Origin of the sequence: Virgibacillus salarius, from assembly GCF_039521925.1 — a bacterium.
Taxonomy (GTDB): Bacteria; Bacillota; Bacilli; order Bacillales; family Amphibacillaceae; genus Virgibacillus; species Virgibacillus salarius.
Genome location: NZ_BAAACY010000020.1, coordinates 32850 through 49746, shown reverse-complemented (window position 1 = coordinate 49746; position 16897 = coordinate 32850). Strand labels below are relative to the sequence as shown.

At 38.5% G+C, this 16897-nt stretch carries 13 protein-coding genes and 1 pseudogene; 2 read left to right on the top strand and 12 right to left on the bottom strand.

Annotation, left to right across the window (positions count from 1 at the left end; translation table 11 throughout):
- Window positions 1-2 precede the first annotated feature (2 nt).
- The 9 genes from leuB to ABDZ84_RS03790 all read right to left on the bottom strand — a co-directional run bounded on the left by leuB (window position 3) and on the right by ABDZ84_RS03790 (window position 11948).
- Window positions 3-1109, bottom strand: coding sequence for a 3-isopropylmalate dehydrogenase (gene leuB, locus ABDZ84_RS03830; protein ID WP_026679844.1), 1107 nt, complete (start codon window positions 1107-1109; stop codon window positions 3-5).
- Window positions 1110-1136: 27 nt separating this feature from the next.
- Window positions 1137-2681 (bottom strand): 2-isopropylmalate synthase, encoded by a 1545-nt coding sequence (locus ABDZ84_RS03825; RefSeq protein ID WP_026679843.1) that lies wholly within the window; start codon window positions 2679-2681, stop codon window positions 1137-1139.
- Entirely contained in the window at window positions 2668-3711 is a 1044-nt protein-coding gene (gene ilvC, locus ABDZ84_RS03820; RefSeq protein ID WP_026679842.1) for a ketol-acid reductoisomerase, read from the bottom strand. The genes ABDZ84_RS03825 and ilvC overlap by 14 nt, the downstream gene beginning before the upstream one ends.
- A gap of 18 nt (window positions 3712-3729) precedes the next feature.
- Window positions 3730-4248 carry an acetolactate synthase small subunit gene (gene ilvN / locus ABDZ84_RS03815; RefSeq protein ID WP_026679841.1) on the bottom strand — a complete coding sequence of 173 codons (519 nt, stop codon included), beginning with the start codon at window positions 4246-4248 and terminating at the stop codon, window positions 3730-3732.
- Window positions 4245-5966 carry an acetolactate synthase large subunit gene (gene ilvB, locus ABDZ84_RS03810; RefSeq protein WP_026679840.1) on the bottom strand — a complete coding sequence of 574 codons (1722 nt, stop codon included), beginning with the start codon at window positions 5964-5966 and terminating at the stop codon, window positions 4245-4247. Before ilvB ends, ilvN begins: the two co-directional genes overlap by 4 nt.
- Before the next feature lie 1281 nt (window positions 5967-7247).
- Window positions 7248-8933: a dihydroxy-acid dehydratase gene (gene ilvD / locus ABDZ84_RS03805; protein WP_026679839.1), complete on the bottom strand. Its 1686-nt coding sequence runs from the start codon at window positions 8931-8933 to the stop codon at window positions 7248-7250.
- A 466-nt stretch (window positions 8934-9399) separates the two neighbouring features.
- The gene (locus ABDZ84_RS03800; RefSeq protein ID WP_026679838.1) at window positions 9400-10230 is read right to left on the bottom strand and encodes an aldo/keto reductase; all 831 of its coding nucleotides are present in this window, start codon (window positions 10228-10230) and stop codon (window positions 9400-9402) included.
- Between the two features lie 262 nt (window positions 10231-10492).
- A complete protein-coding gene (locus tag ABDZ84_RS03795; RefSeq protein WP_281950091.1) occupies window positions 10493-11047 on the bottom strand; it encodes an AAA family ATPase in 555 nt (184 codons plus the stop codon).
- A gap of 589 nt (window positions 11048-11636) precedes the next feature.
- Window positions 11637-11948 (bottom strand): hypothetical protein, encoded by a 312-nt coding sequence (locus ABDZ84_RS03790; RefSeq protein WP_051388436.1) that lies wholly within the window; start codon window positions 11946-11948, stop codon window positions 11637-11639.
- A gap of 150 nt (window positions 11949-12098) precedes the next feature.
- Between ABDZ84_RS03790 and ABDZ84_RS03785 the strand changes: the two genes are divergently transcribed.
- Both ABDZ84_RS03785 and ABDZ84_RS03780 read left to right on the top strand, forming a co-directional pair.
- Window positions 12099-12248, top strand: a complete 150-nt coding sequence (locus ABDZ84_RS03785) for a hypothetical protein (protein WP_343780143.1) — start codon at window positions 12099-12101, stop codon at window positions 12246-12248.
- Window positions 12249-12263: 15 nt separating this feature from the next.
- Window positions 12264-12557, top strand: a pseudogene (locus ABDZ84_RS03780) (ROK family protein); the annotation flags it as partial.
- Here the strand turns inward: ABDZ84_RS03780 and ABDZ84_RS03775 are convergent.
- From ABDZ84_RS03775 to ABDZ84_RS03765, 3 genes are all read right to left on the bottom strand, one after another.
- Entirely contained in the window at window positions 12534-13394 is an 861-nt protein-coding gene (locus ABDZ84_RS03775) for an ROK family protein (protein WP_343780140.1), read from the bottom strand. The pseudogene ABDZ84_RS03780 and the gene ABDZ84_RS03775 sit on opposite strands and share 24 nt — an antisense overlap.
- Window positions 13395-13426: 32 nt before the next feature.
- Window positions 13427-14386 (bottom strand): mannose-6-phosphate isomerase, class I, encoded by a 960-nt coding sequence (gene manA, locus ABDZ84_RS03770; RefSeq protein ID WP_034679528.1) that lies wholly within the window; start codon window positions 14384-14386, stop codon window positions 13427-13429.
- Window positions 14387-14762: 376 nt separating this feature from the next.
- A complete protein-coding gene (locus ABDZ84_RS03765; RefSeq protein ID WP_166530226.1) occupies window positions 14763-16712 on the bottom strand; it encodes a PTS fructose transporter subunit IIABC in 1950 nt (649 codons plus the stop codon).
- Window positions 16713-16897 lie beyond the last annotated feature (185 nt).

Here is a 16897-nt window from a genome sequence, read left to right as displayed (position 1 = left end):
TCTCAGGCATAGGAATTACAAATACAATTAGAAACACTATTCGTAGACAGGTTTCCAATCACGATATCAGTCATTTCCTTTGTGCTAACTACTATCCCATCCTCAATGGCCAAATCAGCTGTATAATACCCTTGATCTAGACTAGTCTGTACAGCTCTTTCAATTTCATCTGGCTCTTCGTGCATGTCAAACGAATGGCGTAGCATAAGGGCCGCAGATAAAATCATTCCTAATGGGTTGGCAATTCCTTTACCAGCAATGTCTGGCGCTGATCCATGAACTGGCTCATAAAGTCCAATACCATCCGTACGAATACTCGCTGATGGTAGCATCCCTAAAGAACCAGTTAGCACAGAAGCTTCGTCACTAAGAATATCACCAAATAGGTTTTCTGTGACTATCACATCAAATTGATTCGGTTGGGTGATTAATTTCATTGCTGCTGCATCAACTAATAAATGCTCAACCGCGACATCTGGATATTCTTTACGTTTTGCTTCAACGATTTCTCGCCAAAAACGACTTGACTCTAGAACATTGGCTTTATCGACAGATGTCAATTTTTTGTTCCTATGCTGTGCACTTTGAAAAGCTTTATCAATAATCCGTTCCATCTCAGTTCGGTGATAATATAACGTATCTACCACAGCATTCCCTTTTTCGATTCGTCCCTTTGGCTCACCAAAATAAAGTCCACCCGTTAATTCTCGAATGATTAGAATATCACTACCCTTTATTACCTCCTCCTTTAATGGAGAAGCATGAAGTAATGGTAAAAACCCCTTTATAGGTCTTAGATTGGCAAATAAGCCTAGTGCTTTACGTATTCCTAATAGTCCTTTTTCAGGTCGTTGATCTCCAGGTAATGAATCCCACTTTTCACCACCAACAGCTCCTAATAAAATGGCATCCGCTTCCTCACAAGCTTTTACCGTTGTGTCTGGTAATGGTGTCTGAAATTGGTCAATTGCACTACCGCCAATGGCATGCTCTGCAAAAGTAAACTGATGACCGAACTCTGTTGCAATGGTTTGCAAGACGATTTTTGCAGATCCCATTATTTCTTTACCAATTCCATCACCAGGTAACATAACAATATGTCTCTTCATCATTACGCCTCCTTCCTGTTTAAAAATTTATTTTACTACCTCTGCTTTATTGGAATTTTGATGCTGGATGATAAATCGATTGACCGCATTCAAGTATGCTTGCACCGATGCTTCCATTACATCCTGTGCAGAACCTCTGCCGTTAACCGTTTCTCCATTCACAAGTAACTGTACCCGTGATTCTGCTAATGCATCCTTTCCTCCACCTACAGAATTTAGTTGATAATCAATTAATCTCGTATTTTCTTCTGTTAACGTGTCTAATGTTTTATATAAAGCTTCCACACTCCCCTGACCAGTACATGCTGTTTTAACCGTTTTGCCTGTAGGGGTTATTAACTCAACAGCAGCTGTTGGGATATTATTGGAGCCATATTGTAATTGAAATAATTTTAGCTGGTATTTATCGACTGATGCTGTGTCTGTTTGCACTTCTGTGACAATGGTAAAAATATCATCATCCGTGACTTCTTTTTTGTGATCAGTAAGCTGTTTAAATAAATCAAACGCCTTTTTAATATTTTCTTCAGATACATTTATTCCAAGCTCTTTGATTTTATCCTTAAAAGCATGGCGACCAGAATGTTTCCCTAAAAATAGCGTGTTAGCATTAACACCTACGAGCTCAGGTGTAATAATTTCATAGGTGGATGCGTGTTTTAAAACACCATCTTGATGAATACCTGATTCATGTGCGAACGCATTCCTTCCTACAACCGCTTTATTCGCTTGAATATACATTCCCGTTAGCTTAGCAACCATATCACTAGTACGCTTAATCTCTTGTAAATTTAGATTCGTAGCATACGGATAATAGTCTGAGCGAATCTTCAATGCTACAGCAATTTCTTCCAGAGACGCATTTCCTGCTCGCTCACCGATCCCATTAATCGTGCCTTCCACCTGTGTTGCACCATTTTCGACAGCAGCAATTGAGTTAGCAACTGCCATACCGAGGTCATTATGACAGTGACAGGATAATGTTACTCGATCGATATTAGGCACAGAAGAACGGATAAATTGAAACATGCTGCCATATTCTTTCGGTGTCGTATAACCAACTGTATCTGGTAAGTTAATTACGGTTGCTCCCGCATCAATCACCCTTTCGATTATCTGAGCCAAAAAGCTCCAATCTGATCGGGATGCATCCTCAGCTGACCATTCTACTTGTGGAAACTTCTTCCTTGCATAGGAGACCATATTTACCGCTGTTTCAATTACATCATCTGGCGTTTTCTTTAATTTGTATGTCATATGAATTGGTGAAGTAGCAAGAAAGATATGCAGACATGGTTCATCCGCACCTTTTAATGCCTCCCAAGCGATATCAATATCCGACTGCACAGTTCTAGCTAAGCCTGTTACGGACGTATGCTTGATGGTATCGGCAATTGCCTTAACAGCTTGAAAATCTCCTTTGGAAGAGGCGGGAAAACCAGCCTCCATTCGATCTACACCAAATCGTTCTAACTGCTTTGCAATTTCCAGCTTTTCAAGTTGATTTAGATTGACACCCGGTGATTGTTCTCCATCTCTCAATGTCGTATCGAAAATTTTAATTTGTGACATGAACCTTCACATCCTTTTGTTTCTTTTGGTCGGTTTGCAATGGCTGTTTAACAAAAGGCATTAACTCTCGTAACTCCTTCCCTACTTTTTCTATTGGATGCTGATTTTCTTTAGCGTTTATTGCTGTAAATTGTGGACGATTTGCTTGATTCTCCGAGATCCAGCCTTTGGCAAACGCTCCAGATTGTACTTCTGATAAAATTTCTTTCATACGTTGCTTTGTCTCATCATTAATAATTCTTGGTCCAGAAACGAAGTCACCCCATTGTGCAGTATCTGAAATAGAATAACGCATATTTTCTAATCCACCTTCATAAAGAAGATCAACGATAAGCTTCATTTCATGTAAGCATTCAAAATAAGCTACTTCTGGCTGATAACCAGCTTCCGTTAATGTTTCAAACCCTGCTTTTACAAGACTTGTCAGTCCACCACATAACACAGCCTGCTCACCGAAAAGATCTGTTTCTGTTTCTTCTTGGAACGATGTTTCCAAAATCCCTGCTCTCGCTGCTCCAATCCCCTGTGCATAAGCAAGTGCTAATTCAGTGGCTTCCCCTGATACATCTTGAAAAACACCGTATAATGCAGGTACTCCTGCTCCTTCCTCATACGTACGACGTACCAAATGCCCTGGACCCTTTGGTGCTACTAGAAATACATCCACATTAGACGGAGGAACGATTTGATTAAAATGAATATTAAAACCATGCGCGAATGCTATTGCATTACCAGCCTCTAAGTTTTCTTCTATGCTTTCTTTATATACAGCGGTTTGCAACTCATCAGGAAGTAAAATCATGACAACATCAGATTGTTTAACAGCTTCTGCAACAGAAAGTACAGTAAACCCATCTTTTTCAGCCTTAACCTGTGAGTTCCCAGGACGCAAGCCAACGACTACTTCATATCCACTCTCTCGTAGATTAAGAGCGTGAGCATGACCTTGTGACCCATACCCAATTATGGCAATTTTTTTCTCCTTCAAAACCTCTGTTTTTACATCTTTTTCATAAAGCACTTTTGACATTTTCATTTCCTCCTCAAATTAAATAGTAAATGAATTTATTTCAGCAACTTGCGAGGGCTGTTGCCCTCTTAAGAAGGCAGTTACACCAGTTTTTGTTAGTTCCTTAATTCCATATGGTCGAAGCAGTGCGATTAATGCTTCTACCTTATCCGGTCTTCCGGTAACTTGAATTGTTAGACTATCTTTACTTACGTCAATGACGGAAGCACGGAATGGTGTAATAATACCTTGGACCTCCGCGCGGAGTTGACCACTTCCACCAACCTTTATCAGGGCTAATTCTCTAGCAACGATGGCCCTCTCCGTTATATCGGAAACTTTTAATACATCGATTTGTTTATTCAATTGTTTCGTTAGCTGTTCAAGCTTTTGATGGTCTTTTACGTCAACAACAAAGGTCATTTTTGAAATTCCTTCTGTTTCTGAGCTGCCTACAGAAATACTTTCGATATTGAATTGTCGCTTATGAAGCATACCTGTTATTCGATTCAGTACGCCACCTCGATTTTGTACTGTTGCAATGATAATACGCCTCATTTGCTCACCCCAATCATTTCATGAATTCCTTTTCCTGGTGCGATCATAGGATATACACACTCCTGCTGCACTACTCGACAATCTACTAGTACTGGGCCATTAAAAGAGAAAGCCTTTTTTAATACGTCTATGACTTCTGTTTCTTTATCAACACTCATCCCATGAATTCCATAACTCTCAGCAAGCTTTATAAAATCGGGATTCTCCATAAACAATGATTCAGAATACCTTTCCTCATAAAAGCTTTCTTGCCATTGTCTTACCATTCCTAGTGCTTGATTATTTACAATTATTATTTTGATTGGTAATTTCCGCTCTTTTACAACTGCTAATTCCTGAGCAGTCATTTGAAAGCCACCATCACCTACAATAGAAACCACTAATTGATTTGGTTCCCCCAGCTGTGCACCAATCGCGGCAGGGAACCCGAATCCCATCGTGCCAAGTCCTCCAGATGTTACCCAACGATTCGGTTTTTCAAACGAATAATATTGAGCCGCCCACATTTGATGCTGCCCTACATCTGTGGTTACGATGGCTTCTCCTTGAGTTAAACGATGAACCGTTTCTAGCAGCCATTGTGGTGATATTTCTTTATCCGACCGCTCATACCAAAGCGGATAGTCCTGTTTATAACGTGTTAGTTTTACTTTCCAATCTTGATGATCAGGAAAAGTAATTGAACGAAGCAACAATGCCTGCAACGCTTCTTTTGCATCAGCTACCACCGGTATTTCTGTCTGCACATTCTTCCCAATTTCGGCTGGATCGATATCAATATGAGCTATTCTAGCTTTTGGAGCAAAGTGCTCTAAGTTTCCTGTTAAGCGGTCATCGAACCGAGCACCAATATTTATTAATAAGTCACATTCGTACATTCCCATATTTGCTGCATAGGTCCCATGCATCCCACCCATTCCTAAGAACAGTTCATGTGAACCTGGAAACCCTCCTAGCCCAAGTAACGTATTAATAACTGGAAGCTGATACCTTTCCACTAATTCCTTTAATTCCTCTGTAGCTTCAGCAAAGAGGATACCAGCACCGGCTAAAACAAGTGGCCGCTTAGCACGACTCAATGCATCGGCAAGTTTAATAATCTGCAATGGATTTGGCGTTTTATTTGGTTGGTAACCTGGTAGTTCAAATGTTGCCTCATGTACAGCCGATGAAAGCTCTGCCGAAACATCTTTTGGTATGTCGACAACAACAGGGCCAGGCCTACCTGTAGATGCTATATGAAATGCTTCCTTCACAACCTTTGGCAGCTCTGATAGTTCTTTAACTTGATAATTGTACTTCGTAATAGGAGTAGTAATTCCCATTACGTCTGCTTCTTGAAATGCATCTGTACCAATAACATTACTTGCCACTTGACCAGTGAAAATAACAATTGGCAAAGAATCCATCATTGCATCCGTAATTCCAGTTATTAAATTCGTTGCGCCTGGTCCCGATGTAGCTATTACTACCCCTGGCTTACCCGTAACTCGTGCATACCCTTCGGCTGCATGAATCGATCCTTGCTCATGCCGGGAAAGTACATGTTCGAAACTTGCTTCGCTCCGATAGATAGCATCGTAGATAGGTAACACAGCTCCACCAGGATAACCAAAAATCGTATCTACTCCAGCATCGACTAATGCATGAATTAACACATCAGCACCCGTTAATGTTTTTTTTGTACTTCCCACATCATGCTTTGCCTGAACTTTCACTGCTGCATGCCTCCTTTTAATAACTAATTTATAAAGAAATCCTGCCCATCCATACTGGCCAAGGTATTCTTATTGCCTTTTAACCTACTTAAACAAATCTAATAAAGTGAAACTTCAATCAGTAGGGGGTTTGTTTATCATCCACTGATTGTTAGTACACAAGGGTATGACCTGAAGGCCCTTGAACCAATCGGATATTTACTGGCAGTTATTCCCCCTCTTATCCATATTGTCTTCACTTTATTGCTTGAATTGGGGGCTTATTGCCAATTATATGCGGGATAAAAAAAAGACGCCTTGAATCCCCATAACTGCATACATGTTTACAGATTATATGGGGAGAAAAGCGTCTTCTTTTCACGGTACCACCCAGATTCTTAGTACTCTTGCGAATACCAACTCATGGGGACCAATATATTGGCCCCCTTAGATAACAGGTACAGATATTGCACCTGGCCGGCCTATTAAGTAACCCCGTTCAGTCCGGCACTCAGAGATGATGTCAGAATATAGTGTACTTCCAGGCTCGCAGCAACCCTGGATCTCTGTGAATACACAGGTTATATTCCTTTTTTCCCGTCATAGTGTTAACAATATTTTATTTTTGGCTGACCCTTTATTTATCGTGTTTGTTAGGTTTGAATTTTTTATAAGTTAATATTGCCGTTAATAATATACCGTTTTAAACAAAGAGTCAACAGATATTTTAAAGTTTTTTGATATTTTTGATTAGTGAATTTTCTTGTATACGCTTACAAACCTTTCACTTCTGTTTTCTCTGAAATGTTACAAAATGATTACATTCTAATATATTGCATAATATGCCTAAAAATTAACTTTTTATTTTCATAAATCTAAATTAATATATCAGAATGTATTAATTTGCCTTAAATTGCTCTTTTTCCAAATCTATATTAACTAATATATTGATTGGTTATTCACATTTTTACAGAACATCGAATGATTCATATTTGTAGAAGTGTTTTCCATGAGGAAGTCTCGAGGAAAGTGTGTAATATCGTATTCAGGCTGATAGATCAAAAAGCTTGTAGAAAACTAAAGAGCATCTCGATACGCTGGGTTATGACAGAATTTTTAGTTAAAATGAAGAGGGGGGAACGAACAATAATTGTTCCTATCATTGTTCGCTTTTTGCCTCTTAATTACGTTTGTCGAAGCCTCTTTCTGCTGTAAACTTTGTTAGATTTCAAAAAATCTATTGTTTGTCTATACAGGCAAGTGTTTACGCTAAGTCCTATCCACTTTATGCTTCATGTCTTGCTACTCCGTTAAATAGTCCGTTACGGCACCAAGCGAGGAGCAAGAGACATTATGTGCATATTTACCTAACACACCCTTTTTATACAATGGGGGTGCTAACCACTCTTTCTTTCTTGCCTCCAATTCGCTCTCTGTAACCTTAAATGAAATCTCCTTTTTCTCAGAATCTATTGTTACCATATCGCCCTCTGCTAAGAAGGCAATTGGCCCCCCATCTTGCGCTTCTGGTGCGATATGTCCTACCACTAGCCCATGTGTTCCTCCAGAAAATCTCCCATCTGTTAGTAAAGCTACCTTTTCGCCCAAACCTTTTCCTACTAAAATTGCAGAGATTGATAGCATTTCTGGCATGCCGGGGCCACCCTTTGGACCAACGTAACGAATAACAAGTACATCCCCTTCATTAATTTGATTACTCATTACCGCTGCTGTTGCTTCTTTTTCAGTATTAAATACTCTTGCAGGACCACTATGCCGCTTTACTTTCACACCAGATACCTTCGCAACACCACCGCGTGGAGCTAGATTACCTTTTAATACAATTAATGGACCATCTTCACGTTTTGGCTTATTAATAGGCATAATAACATCCTGCCCTTCTGTTAATGAAGGTGTGTCAGCTAAATTCTCAGCAATCGTTTTTCCAGTTACTGTTAAGCAGTCTCCATGGAGATAACCAGCTTCATAAAGTAGCTTCATCACAGCCTGTACACCTCCTACCCGATGAAGATCCTGCATAACATATTTACCACTAGGCTTTAGATCTGCCAAATGAGGAGTTTTTTCTTGAATACGATTAAAATCATCAATTGTTAAATCTACTTCGATAGCATGTGCAATAGCTAATAGATGTAATATCGCATTTGTAGAACCTCCCAAAGCCATCACAACCGTTATAGCATTTTCAAATGCTTTTTTCGTCATAATATCCTTTGGAAATATTTCTTTTTCAAGCAAATGATAGACAGCTTTACCAGCTTCTTTGCAGTCTTTTGCTTTTTCGGCGGATTCGGCAGGATTAGACGAACTACCGGGCAAGCTCATACCAATAGCTTCCATTGCTGAAGCCATTGTATTTGCTGTATACATCCCTCCACACGCACCAGCTCCTGGGCAGGCATGACATTCAATGGAACGCAATTCCGTATCATCAATATCACCATTGTTATGCCTGCCAACACCTTCAAATACTGAAACGATATCAATATCTTTACCATTCACAGAACCGGGAGCAATGGTTCCACCATACACAAAAACTGCTGGTACTCCTGCATTTGCTATGGCAATCATACAACCCGGAATGTTCTTATCACAAGCTCCAATAGCAACCAATCCATCTAAATTCTCTGCGCCAACTACTGTTTCTATTGAATCACCAATCAAATCACGACTTGGCAATGAATATCTCATCCCTTGTGTCCCCATGGAGATTCCATCTGAAACCGTAATTGTATTAAAAATTAAAGGAACACCGCCTGCTTCACGTGCTCCTTTCTTGGCCTGTACAGCCAGATCATCTATATGTATGTTACACGGGGTGACCTCACTCCATGTACTGGCTACACCGATCATTGGCTTTTGAAAATCTTCATCTGATAATCCCACAGCCCTTAGCATAGCACGATTTGGAGCCTTCATTGCTCCCTCACTAAACACGTGGCTTTTAATGCGTAAATCTTTTTCCAATGGATTCCCCACCTTTCTTTCGAATTATTATATGACTAATTATCAAATAGTTCAATGAATTTTTTTAATTATGATGATTCAATGTCGTCATTCAAGTCGTTTTGTGAAAATCCGAAAAACCTGTATGCGAGTGATTATCACAACAGACGGATGCACATCAGTAACAGATTCTTTTTTCTTTTTGCGTACATGGGGATTTATTTTCGATCAGACATATTCTAGATAGGGGAGATAAGATTCTATTGCTTATGGTTGATTAAGTTGGTTGCAAATCTTTTATGTATGAAGCTCCTTTTATTTATAGTGGTTGGAGGACTTTTCTGGATATTATAAATAAATGGTACTGCGCGTTGGAACGGACTATTTCTTTAATTGATCTAACAAGATCGGATTGAGATAGCTTTAATCTATCTAGGAATAATTAAAAAACCTCTTGAAACGATGAATCAAGAGGTTGTTCCTATTATTATGCATCATAGCTATCAGGATTAGAGCCGCTTCGTTCGTTTTTATTTAAACTACTTATTTGCTTCATTTCACCTTCCGTTAACGAAAAATCGAATATTGCCGCATTCTCAATAATTCGCTCTTCTTTTGTAGATTTAGGGATAGTTATAACATCGTTTTGAAGATCCCACCGTAAAATAATCTGAGCCGCACTCTTTCCATATTTTTTACCAATTTCTGTCAATGTCGCATCCTCTATTAGTCCACCTCTTTTTAATGGTGACCATGCTTCAAGTTGAATACTCTTGCTCTTACAGTAATGATGTAATTCTTGTTGTGTTAAGTGTGGATGATATTCCACCTGATCAATTACTGGCTTTACGGTACTTCCTCTCATCAAATCTTCCAAATGATGCTGATGAAAATTACTTACACCAATTGCACGAACCCTACCATCTTTGTAGAGCTTTTCCATTGCCCTCCATGTTTCTTTATATAATCCTTTCACTGGCCAATGAATGAGATACAGATCAAGGTATTCCAATCCTAATTTTTCCATACTATCTTCAAAAGCCTGCATTGTACGCTCATAACCTTGTTGGTCATTCCAAACCTTTGTCGTAATAAATAGTTCATTACGAGCTACTCCAGATTCTCTAATTGCTTCACCAACACCAGTCTCATTGTCATAAAACGAAGCTGTGTCTATACTTCTATAACCATGTTTTATTGCAATCTTAACAGCTTCTTTAACCGTTCGTCCATCTTGCACTTTATATACACCTAATCCAAACCCAGGCATTTCCACACCATTATTTAACGTTACTCTATCTTGTAAGTGCTTTATCATCATTATTCCCCCATCCTTTTACTCATCTATCATACCGTATACAATGGGATAAAGTGAAACTTCAATCCGTGGGGAGTTTGTTTATCCCACGAATTGGTAGTACCACAAAGGTATAACCTAAAGGCCCTAGAACCAATCGGATATTTACTGGCAGTTGATCCCCACTCCCCAATAATAAGTTCTCTTTATTGCTTGAAGTGGGATCTTACTGCCAGTTATATACGGGATAAATAATTGGTAAAAAACGGAATTACATTTATCATTACAATCCATTTTCATCTAATAAAGTCGAATGATCTATCTGTTTTTTTATTACTTGTGCAACCTTATCTATTGCAGTATGCTCTGTATCTATATAAATTGAAAAATCATTCTCCTGAAAAGACTCTATACACTTTTTCGTTTGCCGAAAACACCAGTTACCTTCAGCCTCTCCTCTTTTTCTTAACCGATTAAAAATTGTTTCTTCTTTAGCTGTTAAACAAAAATGTATAGTCTGCTCGTCAATCATTTTAAATCCGTTAAAGATATATCGAAAATATTCAGGCTCTCTTATTGTCATTGGTACAACAAGCGTTTTCTGATAAGTAGCAACGAGTAGCTTAGCAGTTTCAACTGTTAACACCTTCCACAAATGAAATTCTTGAAAATCCCCCGTTGTAGATTCAACTTGCTTGATGTTTTGCCGAAGAATATTCCGCAGCATAAACCCGACTTCTTCGGGATCAAAAATCATACTATTGTCCATTATCTTAATTAGTTCATTTGCTACACACGTTTTTCCAACTCCAAATGCTCCATTTATCATTAGTATCATTTTAATAACCCTTCCAACAACTTATTTCCCAGTACGAGAGAGAGGCAATCATGAAAATAGATAGTGTTTGTCCTTTCCCTACTAATAAATATAACATTTTCATAAAGTGAAACTTCAATCCGTGGGGAGTTTGTTTATCCCACGAATTGGTAGTACCACAAAGGTATAACCTAAAGGCCCTAGAACCAATCGGATATTTACTGGCAGTTGATCCCCACCCCCCAATAATAAGTTCTCTTTATTGCTTGAAGTGGGATCTTACTGCCAGTTATATGCGGGATAAATAATATTAAAGAGGCTTAGACAAAATAATGTAGAAACAGCAGAAAAACGAACGATAATTACTTGAAATTAATTATCGTTCGTTTTTAAAGCCTAGGGAATTATAAAATTTGATTCTGTGGATAAATAGGTGCGTGTTGAGCTGCGTCCAGATCCAACGCCCAGAAACGAAGAACTTCACGAATCGTCCTATGATAAGTAATCATCAGCTGGCAAGCTCACGTGATTCCGATAATACTCCTATTGATAAAAAAGATTATTCGTATTTTGTAAAGTAGCTGTGTTTTGTCTCCGCCTCCGTCACTGTTTAATCGTGTTTTTCACTGTGAACTGTTCCCTCATGAATTGTTTCAGATTTAGCATGATCATGCACATCACAATAATATACAATGGTTTTCAACTTCTGATATATCTCACATGTCCGTTTGTGGCGCATAAAATTTTTCCAATACTTATATTCATGTGTACCTGTTTTTATGAATGACGTTTCTGTATGATATTCTTGCCAGTTATGTTCTGTATGTTTGTCAATTACATCAGGTGCAGCGTTTACCTCTGTCAATTGTACAAACAGCATTAGAAACATTATAAAACAAATGCCTATAGCCCTGTTCCTCATAACATTTCACCACTTTTGTTAGAATAATTTTCCTTTCTTTTTAAGATGGACATATACGGGAAATTTATACCCAATTAAAACCCAACGTACATCTCAACAGACATACGGAGAAATAAAAATTTATTAGGAGAACGTTGGAAGGGCTCTCCTATGAATAAAAATCATATTTATTGTATTACAATTGGTACAGGAATCGGTGGAGCTTATTACCATCACGAACTAATGGACGGATATTATCAACAAGCCAATTCAGTTGGCTATTTATTATATGATCCGGTCACGAAAACCAATTTTGAATAGAGGGCGGCTACTTCTGCGCTTCGTTCAATGGTTAAACAAGTATTTGGAGAAGCAACTACACCAGAGAATATTTTTCAACGTGCAAAATCTGGAGAGCAAGCATGTATTTCTATGATCAATGATTGGGCAAAGCAAATAGCTGCGGGTCTGGCACAAATAATTTTACTATTTGATCCTAAATGTTTACTTATAGGGGGCGGTTTATCACAGCAAGGTGACTACCTGCTTAATTACGTTAAAACTTCTTACCTTCTTGTTCGTCATAACGATAAGCGTTTAAGGTTATTATCTCCCTTTTTCAATTGCTAATGCAATTGCACCTTTAACCCCTTGTTCATCTTTTAATTTAGGTGAAGCTATAAATTGTTCGATATCACCAACGTCTATGTAATTATTCATAAGATTGGTAAAAGCTTTACGAATTAGTTGATATAAACGTTCCTGCTTCATAACTCCTCCACCAATAATCACTCGTTGTGGGGAAAGTATTAAAGAATAATTCATAATTGCTTGAGCCAGATAACTGGCCTCTATTTCCCAGACATCTATACGATTTGAAAGCAAATGACCTTTTTGACCATACCTTTTTTCAATTGCTGGTCCCGACGCCAATCCTTCTAAACAGGCACCATGAGAAGGACAAACTCCCTGAAAGTCATCGTCTACATGTTTTTGTACCAGAATATGTCCCATTTCCGGATGGCTTTTCCCTTTATACGTTTTTCCATTATTTACGAAACCAGCACCTATCCCTGTCCCTACAGTAATATATAAACAGCTGCTCACGTCCTTTCCAGCCCCATACATATATTCACCTAATGCAGCTGCATTTACATCTGTATCCAGATGGACAGGAATCGAAAAGTGCTTTGTCAAATGCTCTAGTAGCTGAAATTCCTTCCACCTTAGTTTAGGCGTATTCAGTATCGTACCATAGGTAGAACTTGTTGCATCTAAATCGACTGGACCAAAGCTACCTACACCTAAAGAACTAATGTTGTAGGAAGAAAAAAAGTCATAAACATGCTGTAACGTTTCTTTCGGATCACTTGTAGGAAATGTTACTTTATCCAATACTTTTCCAGATTCATTTCCTACCGCACAGACAAACTTTGTCCCCCCTGCTTCAATCGCTCCAACCAACATAACCTCTCTCCCCCTTAACTGAATCAGTCTTATTACGTATGCGAAACGATTAACTGAGCATTTCCATTTAGTTTAACATTCTCTATTCCAAAAGGTATGATAAAGTGATCGCCTTTTACGATTTCAAATGAATTGTCATCAACAGTTAGCGTAGCAGTCCCACCAATCACACTACACTGAAGAAAGTCCTTATCCATTTGTTTAGTTACTTGCCCAACTAATTCCCAGTGATAAACAGTAAAGTACTGTTCACTAACTAGCTCTTTAATCGTCAGATCAGCTATTTTTTCTACCTGCTGTTTTAACTCAGGCTCATAATGAGGAACGGTCGTAACTTGTTTCGCTTGTGTAAGATGCAGTTCTCTTGTATTCCCGCTCTCATCTCTCCGATCATAATCGTACACGCGATATGTTATATCAGAGCTCTGTTGGGTTTCAAGAATCACAATTCCCTTACCAATCGCATGAATGGTTCCACTAGGTACATAGATAAAATCCCCTGCTGCTACTTTTTTGCTTTTTAAGAGACTATCCCATGCACCATTATCAACGCTAGCTTCAAAATCTTCTCTAGTGTCTGCATGGTGTCCTAAAATGATTTCAGAATTTGGCTCCGCCTGTAATACATACCAGCATTCCGTTTTACCATAAGGATGCGCTTCAACAGACCGTGCGTATGCATCATTAGGATGTACTTGAACAGATAAATCTTTCGCTGCGTCTAATATTTTTACCAATAGCGGATATGCTTCCTTATTCATAGGATCTTTATGAAATAACTCACCATGTTCTTGCCAAGCTTCCGCCAAAGTCTTTCCTTTTAAAGGACCATTCATAATTCTACTTGGTCCGTTAGGGTGAGCAGATATTCCCCAAGCCTCCCCTGTCTTATTGGTAGGGATATTATAGTTATATAGATCACGTAATTTTTCCCCACCCCAAATACGTTCCTGAAAAACAGGCTTTAAAAATAAGGGTTCTCTATATTGCACAATTATTCCTCCTAGAAGCTATTAATAGCTATCATTATAGCAAACTTAGAAGTAGCTTCGTTAATAATTTTCAATAGAATTTAATGAATAGTAAGAACGAGTTGTAACAGGTTACCCAAAACTGCGATTCAGCCTCCTAGTTGGCGAAAAACTCAGGTGTCCCACATATTCAAATTCATTCCTGTACCCTAACGAATAGTATGAGACACCCTTATAAAGTGAAACATCAATTAGTGGGGGTTTGTTTTTCCCCTACTAATTGTTAGTAACACAAAAGTATGACCTAAAAGCCTTGGAACTAATCGGACATTTGACTTGCAGTCGATCCCCTAAATGAGGGTCTTACTGCCAGTTAATTGAAGGATAAATACATACTTTATTGAATTTCATCTAGTAGCTGATATGCCTCTTCTTTATTTGCTACATCTAAAAGCTGTTTTCTGAATTGGTCGTCCATAAGCTTACGTGAAAGCATTTGTAGTATTTTCAAATGCTCGTCTCCTGCATTCTTTTCAGGGACCGCAATCATAAAAATTATTTTTGCAGCAGTATGATCTAAACTATTCCAATCAACACCATCATGTTTTATTCCAAATGCTACAGCAGGTTTATTAACAGCTGAAGATTTCCCATGTGGGATCGCAATGTTCATACCCATACCAGTTGTTCCTTCTTTCTCTCTAGCAATAACAGCCTGTCTATATATCTCTTTGTCGCTTAGAATACCATCTCTATCCATTTTGTTAATCAATTCATCAATAACTTCATCTCTTGTTGCTCCTTTAAGGTCCGTATCCACTAGATCAACGGTTACAATATCGGTTAACTTACGTATATATAATTTTTTATCTTGTTCATTTCTAGTGTTCAGAGAACTTATTTGATCATTCACTGCTTCGGTTTGTTTGTTAGATTGGCTATCGAGTGTAGAACTAACTACATCCTTTTTTAGTAGATTAACTAAAATAGCTGTAACTAATGTACCAATAACGGCAGCTAAGAAGAACATTAGTACATTATCAACCGCCCCTAACACAGCTACAATCGGACCACCGTGGGCTACACGATCACCTACATTACCTAACATTGCTAGCATAGATCCTGTCATCGATCCGACCACGATACTAGGTATAACACGTAATGGATCTTGGGCAGCAAATGGTATAGCTCCCTCTGTTATACCGAATAATCCCATTGTAAAGCTTGCCTTTCCTGCTTGTTGCTCAGCAGGTTGATACTTTCTTTTATTAATAAAAGTAGCTAGTCCCATTCCAAGAGGTGGTATACAAATGGCTACCGCAATTGGTCCCATGATTTCATAATTTCCTTCTGCAATCATTGCAGAACCGAATAAAAATGCCACTTTATTAAAAGGTCCCCCCATATCAACTGCAATCATCGCACCAAGAATTAGCGCTAATAAAATGGAGCTGGCACCTTGCATGCCCTCAAGCCATGCTGTTAACGATTCAAACACCTGTGAAACCGGCGCACCAATGACATACACAAATAATAAGCCAACAATTAACGTTGCTAAAATTGGAATAAATATAATTGGCATAACAGGTTGAAGAGCTTGCGGCACTTTAATTTTTTTAATAGCTAGCGTAATATAACCAGCAAGAAAACCAGCGATGATCCCACCAATAAATCCAGCACCCGCTTCACTGCCATAAAAACTACCATTTGCAGCAATGAAACCTCCAATAATACCTGGTGCCAAGCCTGGACGATCTGCAATACTAACCGCAATAAAACCAGCTAATATCGGAACCATAAAACTAAAGGAGGCAGCACCAATATCTTCAATCTTTTTCCAGAATGAATCTTCTGGTATTACGATTCCTCCAGGTGTTTGTTCACCGCCAAGTGTTAAAGCAATAGCTATGAGTAATCCACCTACAACAATAAACGGAATCATGTAAGATACGCCACTCATTAAGTGCTTATAGATAGGATTCTCTTTTTCCTTTCGCTTCTTTTTAACGCCTTCAGCAGAAGCTAATTGTGCTTGATAAACGGAAACATCCCCTGTTTGAATTCGTTTAATTAATTGTTCCGGATTTCTAATACCTTCTTGGACTCCTGTTGCAATAAGCTTTTTACCAATAAATCTATCTTTGGAAACCTCCTTATCACTGGCGATGATAACTCCATCAGCCTCCTCAATATCTTTTTCGGTAAGTGCATTTTCTACACCAATGGACCCTTGAGTTTCAACTTTAATAGTAACACCGAGTGCTTCACCTGCTTTTTGTAAATTCTCAGCGGCCATATACGTATGGGCAATACCTACTGGACATGCAGTTACAGCAACTATCTTCATAATATATCCTCCTGTATCTGAAAAGATTCGTAATCGCTTTCTTGAATATAGTATATATCAGATAAACAAAGGATAAATGTCTCTTTTCTTCCACAACTACGGTAAGATTGTATTTTATCCCACATATAGCTAGTAGTAAAACCCTCACTGATTAAAATTTCATTAGGGAAATCATCCTGATCTTT

What these genes read in the sequence shown, in the direction of transcription:
- leuB (WP_026679844.1), bottom strand. Translation starts at nt 1,109, where the DNA reads ATGAAGAGACATATTGTTATGTTACCTGGTGATGGAATTGGTAAAGAA.
- ABDZ84_RS03795 (WP_281950091.1), bottom strand. Translation starts at nt 11,047, where the DNA reads ATGATACTAATGATAAATGGAGCATTTGGAGTTGGAAAAACGTGTGTA.
- ilvC (WP_026679842.1), bottom strand. Translation starts at nt 3,711, where the DNA reads ATGTCAAAAGTGCTTTATGAAAAAGATGTAAAAACAGAGGTTTTGAAG.
- ABDZ84_RS03790 (WP_051388436.1), bottom strand. Translation starts at nt 11,948, where the DNA reads ATGAGGAACAGGGCTATAGGCATTTGTTTTATAATGTTTCTAATGCTG.
- ABDZ84_RS03825 (WP_026679843.1), bottom strand. Translation starts at nt 2,681, where the DNA reads ATGTCACAAATTAAAATTTTCGATACGACATTGAGAGATGGAGAACAA.
- ABDZ84_RS03785 (WP_343780143.1), top strand. Translation starts at nt 12,099, where the DNA reads ATGAATAAAAATCATATTTATTGTATTACAATTGGTACAGGAATCGGT.
- ilvN (WP_026679841.1), bottom strand. Translation starts at nt 4,248, where the DNA reads ATGAGGCGTATTATCATTGCAACAGTACAAAATCGAGGTGGCGTACTG.
- ABDZ84_RS03800 (WP_026679838.1), bottom strand. Translation starts at nt 10,230, where the DNA reads ATGATAAAGCACTTACAAGATAGAGTAACGTTAAATAATGGTGTGGAA.
- ABDZ84_RS03775 (WP_343780140.1), bottom strand. Translation starts at nt 13,394, where the DNA reads ATGTTGGTTGGAGCGATTGAAGCAGGGGGGACAAAGTTTGTCTGTGCG.
- ABDZ84_RS03765 (WP_166530226.1), bottom strand. Translation starts at nt 16,712, where the DNA reads ATGAAGATAGTTGCTGTAACTGCATGTCCAGTAGGTATTGCCCATACG.